6 protein-coding genes and 1 pseudogene are annotated in these 14376 nt (G+C 69.5%); 5 read left to right on the top strand and 2 right to left on the bottom strand.

Annotated features, from left to right (window positions below; translation table 11 throughout):
* Nucleotides 1-625 precede the first annotated feature (625 nt).
* The 4 genes from FSY98_RS00035 to FSY98_RS00020 all read left to right on the top strand — a co-directional run bounded on the left by FSY98_RS00035 (nucleotide 626) and on the right by FSY98_RS00020 (nucleotide 2023).
* Complete coding sequence (locus tag FSY98_RS00035) at nucleotides 626-964, top strand: ATP-dependent DNA ligase (RefSeq protein WP_144872406.1); 339 nt, start codon at nucleotides 626-628, stop codon at nucleotides 962-964.
* A 90-nt stretch (nucleotides 965-1054) separates the two neighbouring features.
* Entirely contained in the window at nucleotides 1055-1312 is a 258-nt protein-coding gene (locus FSY98_RS00030) for a hypothetical protein (protein WP_144872403.1), read from the top strand.
* A 4-nt stretch (nucleotides 1313-1316) separates the two neighbouring features.
* Complete coding sequence (locus FSY98_RS00025; protein WP_186307492.1) at nucleotides 1317-1571, top strand: hypothetical protein; 255 nt, start codon at nucleotides 1317-1319, stop codon at nucleotides 1569-1571.
* Entirely contained in the window at nucleotides 1568-2023 is a 456-nt protein-coding gene (locus tag FSY98_RS00020) for a BLUF domain-containing protein (RefSeq protein ID WP_144872400.1), read from the top strand. The genes FSY98_RS00025 and FSY98_RS00020 overlap by 4 nt, the downstream gene beginning before the upstream one ends.
* 88 nt (nucleotides 2024-2111) lie before the next feature.
* Here FSY98_RS00020 and FSY98_RS00015 read toward each other — a convergent pair whose 3' ends face one another.
* Together FSY98_RS00015 and FSY98_RS00010 are read right to left on the bottom strand one after the other, a co-directional pair.
* Nucleotides 2112-3161 carry a 2,3-butanediol dehydrogenase gene (locus FSY98_RS00015; protein ID WP_144872397.1) on the bottom strand — a complete coding sequence of 350 codons (1050 nt, stop codon included), beginning with the start codon at nucleotides 3159-3161 and terminating at the stop codon, nucleotides 2112-2114.
* Nucleotides 3162-3184: 23 nt separating this feature from the next.
* Nucleotides 3185-3736 carry a TetR/AcrR family transcriptional regulator gene (locus FSY98_RS00010; RefSeq protein ID WP_144872394.1) on the bottom strand — a complete coding sequence of 184 codons (552 nt, stop codon included), beginning with the start codon at nucleotides 3734-3736 and terminating at the stop codon, nucleotides 3185-3187.
* 337 nt (nucleotides 3737-4073) lie between these two features.
* Here FSY98_RS00010 and FSY98_RS00005 point away from each other — a divergent pair.
* A pseudogene (locus tag FSY98_RS00005) lies at nucleotides 4074-14376 on the top strand (DUF11 domain-containing protein); the annotation flags it as partial.

The raw sequence follows: 14376 nt of genomic DNA, 5'->3' as shown, positions 1-14376 counted from the left end.
TCTCGTGTCCGCTAGTGTCTTCTTGCGGTTCCCAGTGACCTTAACACGATCCGGCGAAATCTGCACCAGGATGCGGCAAGATGGCGGTATCACGCGGAAGTTCCCAGTAGTCCGGATACTGGTTCGATCCCAGTATCGCGCACAGATGAACCCCCGGTTTTCCGGGGGTTTTTTGTTGCCCTCCGCTGTGCTCGATCCGGCGGAGGGGCTCGCGGAGCCAGAGAGCTGAGGGGCCGTCTCCGCGCTCGGGATATATCGGTCAGGTGACGATTCGTCATCTGAGCGGCTTCGAGTTCTGAGGCAGCTGCCCTCCTCGCGTACTGTTCTCGAAACGTCATGACGGCGCGCCGCCGTGACGTTGCAGGGCGGCGCCGGGTGCGACCACGAAGGGACTCCGGGGGAGAGTGCGCATCCGCGATCCGTCCGTCGTCGATTCGGCCTCTCGCAATGGGGCGAGAGGCCGAATCACGGGGCTGCAGCGATGGTGTCTCGCCCTTCACTGTGAACATCTCGGCGATAGCTGAACTCGGTCGAAGATGTGTAATGCTTGTCATCGCCACCCCTGCGATCACCTCGGTCGCGCCTCGTCGAACAGGTTCCCGTGGCCTATGAGGATCGCGATTCCGTGGGACGTCTCATTTACGAGGGTGACGAGAAGGTCGACATCGAAGACCGGGCTCTCACCCACCTGCAACTGGTCATCACGGCGAAGCTCCGTCGCGGTGAGCCCTTCTCCTTCAGCTGGGCCAACGAGTCCAGTCTGGGTGGCGGCCGAGTGACGGTGTGGGTGCACTCCGGCAGCGCCCTCGCCTTCAAGTACTTCGGAAGTCGGCAGCCGTCGATCAACCGTGCCTGGATCGAAGCGCTCGCATTCACCGCCAACAGTCCCGGCGGGCTCCGCCTCGTCCCCGAGCCCACGGAGACTCCGCTCCAGGGCGGGCTGGAGACTGCCGACGCCTCGTAGCGCTACCTCGCGCTCCGCCATCCTGCAAGCCCCTCTCCTCATCGTCCGAACACGACGTACTGTGGCAGCGCAGCGACGGGGAGACGGCATATGAAACTGACGCACATCGAGATCGACGGCCGAGACTTCGTGCTGAGCGGCGAGCGAGATCTCGTCCATGTCATGTCGCAGATCGAAGCGGCGGCGGCCTCGCCGCCTGCTTTCGTCGACCTCTCCGATGGAGACGACCTCGTGAGTGTGCTCATCCACTCGACTTCACGGGTGGTCGTCTCGGTGGAGACGGACCAGCAGGCATCATCGGCTCAGTTCGAGCCGCTGTCGTACCCGAGCAACGATTGGGATTGGTGAGCGGATGACCACGTCATCTTCGGACGTCCTCTGGGCGTGCGTCGAAGAGGGCTTCCATGTGGGCAGCCGTGCCGGCGACTTCCTCGGCTACGTCGACCGTCAGCCCAGCGGGCGGTTCCGAGCATTCGACGCTCGCTCCGAGGGGCTGGGCGATTTCTCGACACTCGGCGAAGCGACTGCGGCGGTCGCTGCCAGGTCGGAGCGGCTCGACCTCGACGGCGTTCTCGCCGACGACGGCCTGCAGGGCACCGCTTCGTGACGGGGGAGGACACGGGACTGCGGGCGCTCGTCTACACCAGCAACGCGTCTCAGCCATTCTCCGAGGGCGCGCTCGGGCAGCTCCTCGACGAGTGTCGTCAGAACAATGCTGACGCGGCGGTGACCGGCATGCTGCTCTATCGCGACGGTCGCTTCATTCAGGTCCTCGAAGGGGAGGGCGACGTGGTGCGGGGCCTCGCGGAGCGCATCAGACGGGATCCTCGTCATCGCGACATGCGGGTGCTGCTCGAAGAGCGTCTGGCACGCCGTCGTTTCCCCGACTGGACCATGGGGTACCGCGCTCTTCGACGTGACGACGAGAGCGTGCCGACGGGATACCGCGATTCGTTCTCCGACCTCGATGCCGACGCCGACGACGACACCGCGCGCCGCGCTCTGGCCGAGCTCACGCTCTGGTTCCGGGTGCGAAGCGCCCGTTCCGTCGAGGTCTGACCGCATCCGCCGCACCCGCCGGGTGATCGGCGTCGGGCAGGCGGGCGAGGGGTCGATCGGAGGCTCCGGCCGACCCCTCGTCGAGCGGTCAGCTCGCCTCGACCAGGATTTTCGCGCCCGCGCCGCCGCGAAGTGCGTGTATCGCGTCGACCACCTCTTCGAGCGCTACCTCCTGCACCCAGCCGGTCGTGTCGTACACACCGCGCGACATCGCCTCGATGACGGCGTCGAAGTCCTCCGGCAGGTAGGCCAGCGCTCCCGCGATCTCGGTCTCGCCCATCACCAACTGCGTCGGCATGAACTCCATCGGGCGCTCGTGGATCGCCACCACCACGACGCGGCCACCGGGAACGAGGTTCGCGAGCGACGACGTGATGGCGGGGCCCGCGCCTGCCGCGTCGAACGCCACGTCGACCCCCTCGCCATCGGTGAGGTCGGCCACCGCCTGGCCCAGGTCTTCGTTCACCGGGTCGATGACGGACGCGCCGAGGGCGGAGATGATCGCACGCCGGTCGGCGCTCGGCTCCGACACGAGCACGTTCCGCACGCCTCGCGCTTTGAGCGCGAACCAGACGCCGATGCCGATCGGGCCGGCGCCGGCGATGAGCGCGCTCCCACCGGCTTCGACACCGCTGCGTGAGACGGCGTGCCAGGCGACCGCCATCGGCTCGACGAGAGCGCCCATCCGAAGATCGACGTTGTCGGGCAGGGAGTGCAGCTTCGAGGCGTCGACGGTCGTGAACTCGGCCATACCGCCGCCGTGCGAGCTGAGACCGTGGAATCCGATCTTCTGGCAGGCATTGAACATGCCACGGCGACAGGCCGCACATTCCCCGCAGTAGTAGATCGGCCAGACAGCGACGCGATCGCCGACCTGCACACCGGTCACGCCCGCACCGAGCTCGACCACGGTGCCGGAGAACTCGTGTCCGAGGATCTGGGGGAGCGTCGACCCGGTGACCGGATGCGGGTGATCGAAGTCGAGACCCGCGGCTTCGGGGCTGTAATACACGTGCAGGTCGGACCCGCAGATGCCGGCGAACGCGTTGCGCAGCTTCACCTGGCCGGGCTCTGGGGTCGGTTCTGAGACGTCCTCCACGCGGAGGTCTTCCTTCGCGTGGAACAGTGCGGCCTTCATCCTTCTCTCCATTCCGGTGGCTGTCAGCGCAGCCACCACTCCGGTGACGCCGCGAGAACGAGCTTCACGGCGCGGTCGATGTCGTCGTCTCCGTGGCGCAGCCATTCCTCGATCGCTCCGACCGTGCCGGAGGCGGCGTATGCGATCGCGATGGCCAGGGCGGCGTCGTCGTGCGAGAAGACGCGCGGCACGATCTCGGGGTGCAGTTCGACCCAAAGGAGCAGACCGGCGCGGATCGAGCGGTCGAGGTTGTCGCGCAGGGGAGCCGACAGCAGCGGATGCATGGCGCCGCGGTACACGCGCGCTCTCCGATGCACATGCTCGAGCAGCGCGCGCTCGGCATCGCCTATCAGCTCGGCGTGAGGGAGCCCTTCCGTCGCCTCGGCGATCTCGGAGGCCAGGGCGTCGGCCAGAAGGCCGACCGCATTCGCGGCATGGCGGTAGAACGTGTCGCGCGTCACGCCGGCTCTCGCGCAGATCGACGCGACGGTGACATCGTCGATCGGGGTGTGCTCGGCCAGCTCGAGAGCCGCGGCGCGGAGGCGGACGCTCGTCCGCCGTGTTCGCGCATCCATGCTCCAATGTTATCGGACATCTGTCCGATAAGGCGCGTCTCGTTGGCAGGCATCTCGACGGAGGTCGAGCGAAATGGACATTCGTCTGGCGAGGTGGACATTCGTCGAGAGAGGACGGGTCGATATTCCAAAATGCCTGGTCCTGTGCGGGAGCGGGCGGCATGGGAGCGTTCACAGGACTCATCAGTCCCACCCGCCCCATTGTCAACACCTGTGAGTTCGCCTAACGTATTTACCGCGTCGCTCGACTGCACGGGTCGAGGACGGGATGCGCAGGGGGTCCGCGGTCATGGAGGGGGGAGGTGTTCGGCGTCGCCTGCGACGATCGATCGTCGCGATGACGACCGCGATCGCAGTCATCGCAGCCGGACTCACTCTCGGCACCGCGCAGACGGCCGAGGCAGCCGTCGTCCAGTGGGGCACGAACTCCGGCACCTCGCCGAACTACCAGGCCAACGTCAACGGCGACTTCATCATGGCCGGTAACGGCGTGCTGGCCTGCTCTGCGACGACCGCCACCACGAACGGCACGTGCGCCGATCTGCACGCCGCCTCGAGCACGAACGCGCAGAACGTCAACGACAACTTCGTGATGACCCAGAACAACTCGGTCACGGGCTTCACCTCGAATTCGAGCAGCGCCACGATCACCGTTCCCGCCGGCGCGACCGTGGTCAAGGCCTTCCTCACCTGGAGTGCGAACACGGGCGTCTACACCGGCGACACGCGTCGGCTCTGCTCCCAGTACTCCGCTGCTCGCGGTGTCGCCACCATGCCGTCGGGCAGCGCCACCGGGTACACCACGAGAGCCGTGCAGCTGAAGGTCGGAGGGGCGGGGATCATCGAGGTCGCGCCGCAGAGCATGCTGCAGGACCCCGCCTCGCAGGCCACGGCGCTGTACTACTCGGCCAGCGCCGACGTGACGTCCGCGTTCGCATCCGTCACCACCGGCTCCGAGATCACCATCTCCGCCGGCAACATCTGGACGCCGACGGGCGCCGGCTGCTACGCCGGCTGGTCGATCAACGTCGTCTACGATTACGGCACGTTCATCCCGGACAACGCCGCCTCCGTGCCGCACAACATCATCTACTACGAGGGTCACGTGCGTCAGGGAGCGAACGATGCCGACCTGACCGTCGCCTTCAACGGCTTCACCGCTGTCGCCGCGGGGACCAGGGTCGGATTCACGCTCTTCGAGGGAGACCGGAACATCACCGGCGACACGGCCTCCTACTCGCGCGGCGGGTCATCGGCGTACACCGAGATCCCCAACGCTGCGGGCGCCACGGGCAACATCGGCATCTCGCGGGCCATCGGCTCGGTCAGATACACGGGCACGGCGGGGACGACCTTCACCAATCAGAGCGTGGACGTAGCGACCGCGCCGTTGACGAACGTGGTCGCCGGCGACTCGACCGTGAATCTCCGTCTCGGGACGTCGGGCGACTCGTATCTGCTCCGCAATGCGATGCTCTCCGTTCCCACCGCCGGCCTTCAGCTGGTGAAGACCTACGACGGCACCCTGGACACGCAGTCCCGCACCGCGGGCGAGCTCGCGACGTTCACGATCCGCATCACCAACACGGGCGCGGGCACTCTGCGCAACATCGTCGTGACCGATGATCAGGCGAACTGTGCGCGGAACCTCGGCACGCTCACGCTGGCCCCGCTGCAGACCACCACGTACACCTGTACGGCTACGGCGGCCTCGGCGACCGGATACGTGTCGACCGCGGAGGCGACTGCCCGAACGGTCGTCGGCGACTTCCTGGCCCAGGACAGCGACAGCACGACAGTGCTGCTCAGTGCGATCAGCCTGGCCAAGACCAGCGCCCTCGCCCCCGGCGGCACCGGTCGCGTCGGCGACGTCGTCATCTACACCTTCACCGTGACGAACACCGGGCAGTCGACCCTGCGCGACATCGTCATCGCGGATCCGCTCGTCGGGCTCTCGACGATCACGTTCGGGACGTGGCCGGGCGCGACCGGTGTCCTGACGGCCGGGCAATCGGTCACGGCGACCGCCACCTACACGCTCAAGCAGAGCGACGTGGATGCCGGATCCGTGGCCAACACGGCGACGGTGAGTGCCGCGGACGACGACGGCGGCGTACGTCCGTCCGGATCCGCCAATCGGGTCACCCCCATCGCGTCGGCGGGGGCGGTCACGGTGACCAAGACGGGAGCGCTCGCGAGCGGAGCGACGGGTCGCGTCGGCGACCGGATCAACTACTCGTTCACGATCCGGAACACCGGCAACGTCACCCTCGCCAATGCGTCTCTGGTGGATCCGCTGCCCGGGCTCTCCCCTCCGGTGATCACCTGGCCCACGTCGACCGCCGGAAGCCTTCCTGTCGGTCAGGCCGCCACGGCCACCGCCTTCTACACCATCACCCAGGCGGACGTGGATGCCGGAAGCGTCCGCAACACCGCCACCGCAAGCGCCCGCACTCCGAGCGGCACGACGATCTCGGGTTCGTCCCCTCAGGTCTCGGTCGCCACCGTCGCCTCCGCGCCGGGACTCACGACGACGAAGTCGGGGTCCGTCACCCAGGGGAGCGGCGGAGTCGGCAGCACGATCACCTACAGCTTCACCGCCCGCAACACCGGCAACACGACACTGACGTCGGTCGCCATCGCCGACCCCCTCGCGGGGCTCTCGACTCTCGTGTACAGCTGGCCGGGCACGGCCGGAACCCTCGCCCCGGGGCAGACGGTCACCGCCACCGCCACGTACACCGTGACCCAGGCCGACGTCGATGCGGGCGCCGTGCGGAACACGGCCACGGGATCCGCACGAACGCCCGCCGGTGCCACGCTCACGGCACCGAGCAGCCAGTCGGTCGTGTCCACGGCGGCATCCGCCCCTGCCGTGACCTTCACGAAGTCCGGCGCGCTCGCGCCTGGCAGCACCGGACGAGCCGGCGACGTCGTCACGTACTCGTTCCGTCTGGTGAACAGCGGCAACGTGACCCTGACCGAGGCGGCCATCAGCGATCCGCTGGCCGGGCTGTCCGCTCTCACGTACACGTGGCCCGGCACGGCGGGTACGCTCGCGCCTGGACAGGCCGTGACAGCCACCGCGACCTACACATTGAAGCAGTCCGATGTGGACGCGGGGTCGGTCGCGAACACCGCGACGGCGACCGCATTGCCTCCCTCCGGCGCGCGGCTCTCTCAGACCAGGGCGTTCACGCTGCCCGTGACGCCGTCCGGCGCACTCGCCGTGCTCAAATCCGGGGCGATCACCTCGGGCGCCGGCGGCGTGGGAAGCACGGTCACCTACACGTTCTCCGCGACCAACAACGGCAACGTGACCCTGACCCAGGTCGCGATCGCGGATCCGTTGCCCGGGTTGTCGGCCGTCAGCTACACGTGGCCGGGTACGGCGGGAACCCTCGCGCCCGGCCAGACCGTGCAGGGACGCGCGACCTACACGGTCCGTCAGGCGGACGTGGATGCCGGTGCCGTCACGAACACGGCGACGGCCTCGGCGCGCACCCCCGGCGGGGCAGCCGTCTCGGGATCGTCGCCTACCACGCGGGTCGCGACGGCCGCGGCCGCGCCCGCCACCACGACGTCGAAGAGCGCGACCGTCTCCGGCACCGCCTCGGTCGGCGACGTGATCACCTACACGGTCCGCACGACGAACACCGGCAACGTCACGCTCACCGGCGTCGACGTGTCGGACACGCTCCCGGGCCTCTCGGCGTTCACCTACACCTGGCCAGGCACGGCAGGGACCCTGGCCCCCGGCCAGACGGTGAGCGCCGTCGCGACCTACACGATCAGACAGACCGACGTGAACTCCGGGTCGGTGCGCAACGTCGCGTCGTCCACCGCGTCGTACGGCGCGACTCCTGTGACGAGCACGTCCGGGACGGTGACGACGAACACGGTGACGGCGTCGTCCAGCATCGTGACGACGAAGTCCGGCGCTCTGCAGAGCGGATCGTCGGGGCGGGCCGGAGACACCATCATCTGGTCGATCACGCTGCGCAACTCCGGCAACGTGACGCTGTCGGGGGTCTCGGTCGCCGACTCGCTGCCCGGTATCTCCGCGCCGACGTACGGGAGCTGGCCGAGTGGCACGGCAGGCGTGCTGCAGCCGGGTCAGACGGTCACGGCGACAGCGACCTCGACCATCTCCCAGACCGACGTGAATTCGGGTGCGGTGAGCAACACCGCGACCGGCTCGGGCACGCCGCCGAGCGGGACGGCGGTGACGAGCACTGCACCAGCCACCGTCTCGCTGGCATCCGCTCCTGGGATCGTGCTCTCGAAGACGGGTGCGGTGACCTCGGGCAACGGATCCGTCGGGAGCACCATCACCTACTCGTTCTCGGCGCGCAACACCGGCAACGTCACCCTCACCGGTGTCGCCATCACGGACCCGCATCCGGGACTCTCGAGCATCACCTACACGTGGCCGCGCACTGCGGGAACGCTGCAGCCGAACCAGACCGTCACGGCGACGGCCACCTACACCGTGCGCCAGTCGGACGTGGACGCCGGATCGGCGAGGAACACTGCCTCGGTGGCGGGCACGCCGCCCACCGGTCCAGCGATCACCGCCTCTTCGGGCGAGGTGACCGTTGCCACGATCGCGGCCGCACCGTCGATCGCCGTGACCAAGACCGCGGCGGGTGGTGGCGGTGGCGTCGGCAGCATCGTCACGTACACCTTCCGCGCGAGCAACACGGGCAACGTCACGCTCACAGGCGTCGCCATCGATGATCCGCTTCCGGGCCTCGGAGCGCTGCAGTACCAGTGGCCTGGCTCTTCGGGCACCCTCGCGCCAGGCCAGACCGCCGTCGCGACCGCAAGTTACACGGTGACGCAGGCGGACGTGAACGCCGGGTCCGTCACGAACACCGCGAGTGCGCGCGGCACGGGTGGGGGAACGACCGCCACGGCCGCCTCGGGCACGGTGACGACGCCGACCGCCGCGATCGCCCCCGCCATCGCCGTGACCAAGGTCGGCACGCTGAACGGAACGGGAGTCGCCGGAGACACCATCAGCTACGCGTTCACCGTGCGCAACGCCGGAAACGTGACGCTCACGGGCGTGTCACTCGCGGACCCGCTGATCGGCACTGCGCCGGTCACGCTCACCGGATGGGCAGGGGCGGCGGGAACACTGCAACCAGGACAGAGCGTGTCGGGCACGGCGACGTACACGGTGAGGCAGACGGACGTCGACGCGGGCGCCGTCGCCAACACCGCCACGGCGTCCGGGACGCCTCCGCGAGGAGCCGCGGTGACGGGCAGCGCTCCCTCGACCGTGCGCATCGCCGCAGTGCCGTCGATCAGCGTCGCGAAGACGGGCGCGATCACGGCGGGCGACGGCGGCGTCGGCAGCACCGCCACGTTCTCGTTCACGATCCGCAACTCCGGCAACGTCACCCTCAACGGCATCACCCTGACTGACACCCTCCCCGGTCTCAGTGCTCCGGTGATCACCTGGCCGGGTGCCGCTGGAACTCTCGCGCCCGGTCAGACCGCCACCGGAACCGCTGGCTACACCGTCCGCCAGGCCGATGTCGACGCGGGGTCGGTGCGCAACACCGCCACCGTGAGCGGACGGCCGCCGACCGGGGCGGTGGTGAGCTCGACCTCGGCCGAGGCCGTCGTCCCGACGTCTGCCGCCGCTCCGCGCCTCGCGGTCACGAAGAGCGCGACCACCGCCGCCGGCAACCGCGTCGGCGACGTCATCACGTATACGATCCGCGCCGAGAACACCGGCAATCAGACACTCTCGGGCGTCACCCTGTCGGACCCGCTGCCCGGACTCTCCGCCCTCGCGATCACCTGGCCCGGCGCGGTCGGTGTGCTCGCCCCTGGCCAGGCGGCGACGGCCAGAGCGACCTACGTCATCACCCAGAGCGATGTGAATGCCGGCTCGGTGCGCAACCGCGCCGTGGCGACGGCGACGGCCCCTGGCGGAGCGGCAGTCGACGGCTCCTCGAACGAGCTCGTGACCCCGACGGCGACGGCTGCACCCCGCCTGACTCTCGACAAGACCGCGAGCCTGGCTCCCGGAGCCACCGGCAGAGCGGGGGACGTCGTCACCTACAGCTTCACCGTGCGCAATGCCGGGAACGTGACCCTGACGGGTGTCGGCGTCTCGGATCCGCTGCCGGGCCTCTCGGCGATCTCCTATGGGACGTGGCCAGGTGCCGTCGGCACCCTGCAGCCGGGTCAGAGCGTGACCGCGAGCGCGACGCGAGCCCTCACGCAGTCGGACGTCGACGCGGGATCGGTTGCGAACACCGCGACGGCCACGGGAACCCCTCCGAACGGCGCGGACGTGCAGGCCTCTGCCGCAGCGACTCTGCCGATCACCCCGGGTGCGCAGCTGACCCTCGGTAAGACGGGTGTCTACTCGCAGGGCAGCGGTGCCGTCGGCAGCGTCATCACCTACACGTTCACCGCGCGCAATGCCGGCAACGTCACGCTGACCGGTGTCGCCCTCACGGACCCGCACGCCGGACTCGGGCCGATCGACCTCACCTGGCCCGGCGCTCCGGGCACCCTTGCGCCGGGCGCGCAGGTGGTCGGGACGGCGACGTACACCGTCACCCAGGCCGATGTCGATGCAGGAACGGTGCGCAACACCGCTCGCGTCGTCGGGACCCCGCCGAGCGGCCCGACGATCGGCGCGGACTCGCCGACAGTCGCGCTGGCGACGGTGCCCGCGGGTCCGGCGCTCACCACGACGAAGACGGCGGTGGTCTCCGGCACGGGCGCCGTGGGCGACACCGTCGACTACACAGTCCGGGTTGTCAACTCCGGCAACGTGACGCTGAGCAGTGTCGTCGTGAGCGATCCTCTCACCGGACTGACGCCGTTCGCCTACACGTGGCCGGGTTCGCCAGGCACCCTCGCCCCGGGCGCAGAGGTCGTCGCGAGGGCGAGCCACACGATCACCCAGGCAGACGTCGATGCCGGCTCGATCGTCAACGTCGCCATGGGCAGCGGCATCGCGCCGAGCGGTGCGGGCGTGTCCGCCGCATCGGGCTCGGTCACGACCCCGACCGCCGCGATCGATCCGCGTCTGCAGGTCGTCAAATCCGGAGCACTCCCCGCCGGCGCGACCGGTGTGGCCGGAGAGACGATCACCTGGACGGTCACCCTGCGCAACGCCGGCAACGTGACCCTCACCGGGGTCAGCGCGACCGACTCGCTCCCGGGCATCAGCGATCTCGCCTACGGCCCGTGGCCGTCCGGCACCGCCGGAGTGCTCGCCCCGGGTGAGGCCGTCGTCGCGACGGCAACGTCGACCGTGCGGCAGACCGACGTCGACGCGGGTGCGGTGTCCAACGCGGCGACCGCGACCGGCACTCCGCCTCGCGGGCAGTCGACGACGGCGACCGGCTCGGCAACCGTGCCCCTCTCCTCGGCACCGGCGCTCACACTGCAGAAGACCGGCGCGTACACCTCCGGCTCCGGAGCAGTCGGCGACACCATCACGTACACGTACACGGTTCGCAATGCCGGGAACGTCACTCTGACGGGCGTCACGGTCGCCGACCCTCACAGCGGTCTCTCCGCCATCTCCTACGGCGGCTGGCCCTCCGGGACACCTGGCACGCTGGCGCCGAACCAGACCGTGACCGCGACGGCGACCTACCAGGTGCGTCAGAGCGACGTGAACACGGGGTCGATCTCCGACACGGCGACGGTGTCGGGTCGACCGCCGACGGGGGCCGCCGTGACGGCGACGTCGCAGACCGTGGTGCTTCCCACCACGGCATCGGCTCCCGCCGTCCTCACGACGAAGAGCGCAACCGTGAGCGGCACCGGGCAGCTGGGCGACCTCATCACCTACACGATCCGAGCCACGAACACCGGAAACGTCACGCTGACGGGTGTGCTCGTCTCCGACCCGGCGCCCGGTCTCAGTCCGCTCGCCTACGGCCCGTGGCCGGGCGCTAACGGCACGTTGCAGCCCGGGGAATCGGTGACGGCGACCACCACCCACCGCATCACCCAGACCGACCTCGACACCGGATCGGTCACGAACACGGCGAGCTCCACAGGCACCCCGCCGAGCGGGCCGGCGGTGAGCGACCCCTCGGACACGGTCGTCACGTCGACCGCCCCGCAGAACCCCGACATCGAGGTCGTGAAGACCGGAACGCTCCGTGGCGCAGCGACGCCGCGGGCCGGCGACTCCGTGGCGTACTCGTTCTCGGTGCGCAACACAGGCAACGTCACGCTCACAGGAGTCGTCCTCGCCGACCTCGAGCCGGCCGTGTCGCCGCTCGTGTACTCCTGGCCTGGCGATCCCGGTGTGCTCGCGCCGAACCAGGTGGTCACCGCGACAGCCAGCTATCCGCTGACGCAGGCTGACGTGGATGCAGGGAGCGTGGCCAACGTTGTGAGCGGCACCGCGACGGCCCCGGGCGGCGCGACCGTCACGGAGACCGACGACGTGACGATCCCGCTCTCCGCAGCTCCCTCGATCTCGGTGTCGAAGACGGGAACCGTGCTCGGCGACAGCGTCGACGACGGTGAGGCCGGCGACGACATCCGCTTCGACTTCGTCGTGGTGAACACAGGGAACGTGACCCTCACCGACGTCGAGCTGGCCGAGAGCATCCCCGGACTGACTCCGACCATCACCTGGCCCGATGCGGCGGCTCCGGGAGTGCTCGCACCGGGCGCACAGGCCACCGCTGTCGCGACTTATGAGATCACGCAGGAGGACGTGAACGACGGGTCGGTGGTCAACACGGTCACGGCATCCGGCGTGTCCCTCGCCGGCGAGGAGACCGAGGCTGCCGACTCCGTCGAGATCGCCACAGGCGCCCAGAGGGCCGAGCTGCGGCTCACCAAGAGCGGCAGCACGCTCCCCGGCGAGGCGGGTCTCGGCGATCAGATCACCTACTCCTTCACCGTGAGCAACACCGGCAACGTGACGGTCAGCGGCATAGCCATCACCGATCCGTTGGCGGGGTTGTCTGCCGTCGACGTGGCCTGGCCGGGAACCGCCGGCGTGCTGGATCCGGGAGAGACTGCGACCGCCAGCGCGACGCTCACCATCACGCAGCAGCACATCGATGCAGGGCGGGTGCTCAACACCGCCACGGCATCGGGCTCCGCCCCCGCGGGACCGGTGTCGACGGAGTCTCCGCAGAGCGTCGTTCCGGTCGAGAGCGCGTCGCCATCGGTCGCGGTCACCAACAGCGGATCACTGCCGCCCGGCTCCGCGGCGGGCTCGACCGTGACCTGGACCTATACGCTGCGCAACACGGGCAACGTCACGCTCACCGGTGCTGCGCTCAGCGATGCGCTGGCGGGGACGACCGCGCCCTCCTACGAGTGGATCGGCCCGGTCGGACAGCTCGCGCCCGGCGCCTTCGTCACCGCCACCGCGACCACCGTGCTGACCCAGGCCGATGTCGACGCGGGATCCATCGTCAGTGTCGTCACCGGCCGGGGAGCGGCGCCGTCGGGCGCCGTGGTATCCGCGACCGCCCCGGCGACGGTTCCGATCTCATCGACGGCCGGACTCACGCTGGTCAAGACGGCGTCGCCTGACGGCGATCTCGCGGTCGGTCAGGTCATCACCTACACCTTCACCGTCGGCAACGCCGGCACGGCGACGATCGATGCCATCGCCCTCAGTGATGCCCTCCCCGGACTGTCGCAGATCACTTTCGGGGCGTGGCCCGGCGCGACCGGCGTTCTCGCCCCCGCCGAGTCCGTCACGGCCACGGCCACCTACACCGTCACCCAGGCAGACGTGGATGCGGGCGGTATCACGAACACCGCGAGCGTCTCGGGGGTGACGCCCTCGGGCGTTGCGGTTGCCGCCTCCGATTCGCTGACCCTCGACACCGAAACACGTGCCCCCGCGCTGGTCCTCGTCAAGGAGGAGGCGCTCGACGGCACCGGTGTGCTGGGCGACTCGATCGCGTACACGTTCACGCTGCGCAACACCGGCAACACGACGTTGTCGGGCGCGGACATCGCCGATGACCTCGACGGCCTCTCCGGGATCGCCTTCGGCACCTGGCCGAGCGGGGAGACCGGTGTGCTGGCCCCGGGTGACGAGGTCGCCGCCTCGGCGCGCTACACGGTGCGCCAGAGCGACGTCGACGCCGGCGAGGTCGTCAACGTCGCGCGGGCTGCGGCGACCGCTCCCGGCGATGAGCCGGTCGCGTCGGCGGACGCCTCGGCGACCACCCCGCTCGCCGCTGCCTCGCCCGCGCTCAGCGCCACGAAGAGCGGCGCACTCGCCCCTGGCTCGACCGGTCGTGCGGGAGACACGGTGGACTTCCGGCTCTCGGTCGTGAACAGCGGAGACGTCACCGTCAGCGAGGTCGGCTTCGATGACACTCTCACCGGCCTCGGCCCGCTGACCGTGACATGGCCGGATCCCGCGCTGCCCGGCGTGCTCGCCCCGGGCAGCACGGCGACCGCTACGGCGACCTACACCCTTCTCCAGTCCGACGTCGACGCCGGCGCTGTGTCGAACGCCGTCACCGTCACCGGTACGCCTGTGCGCGGAACCCTTGCCCCTGCGACGGCGAACGCCACCGTTCCGATCGCTCCCGGAGCCGCGCTGTCTGCGGTGAAGTCGGGGGTGTTGGGTGCGGGTGGTATCGGTGTGGTGGGTGACACGGTGG

It is taken from the genome of Microbacterium sp. 1.5R (genome assembly GCF_007667425.1).
Taxonomy (GTDB): domain Bacteria; phylum Actinomycetota; class Actinomycetes; order Actinomycetales; family Microbacteriaceae; genus Microbacterium.
Note: the sequence above shows the minus strand (reverse complement) of the source record. Positions and strands in the feature narration are given on the sequence as shown.

Bases quoted from the DNA above. Each gene is read 5' to 3' on its own strand.
- FSY98_RS00015 (WP_144872397.1), bottom strand. From the start codon at position 3,161: ATGAAGGCCGCACTGTTCCACGCGAAGGAAGACCTCCGCGTGGAGGAC.
- FSY98_RS00025 (WP_186307492.1), top strand. From the start codon at position 1,317: ATGACCACGTCATCTTCGGACGTCCTCTGGGCGTGCGTCGAAGAGGGC.
- FSY98_RS00010 (WP_144872394.1), bottom strand. From the start codon at position 3,736: ATGGATGCGCGAACACGGCGGACGAGCGTCCGCCTCCGCGCCGCGGCT.
- FSY98_RS00030 (WP_144872403.1), top strand. From the start codon at position 1,055: ATGAAACTGACGCACATCGAGATCGACGGCCGAGACTTCGTGCTGAGC.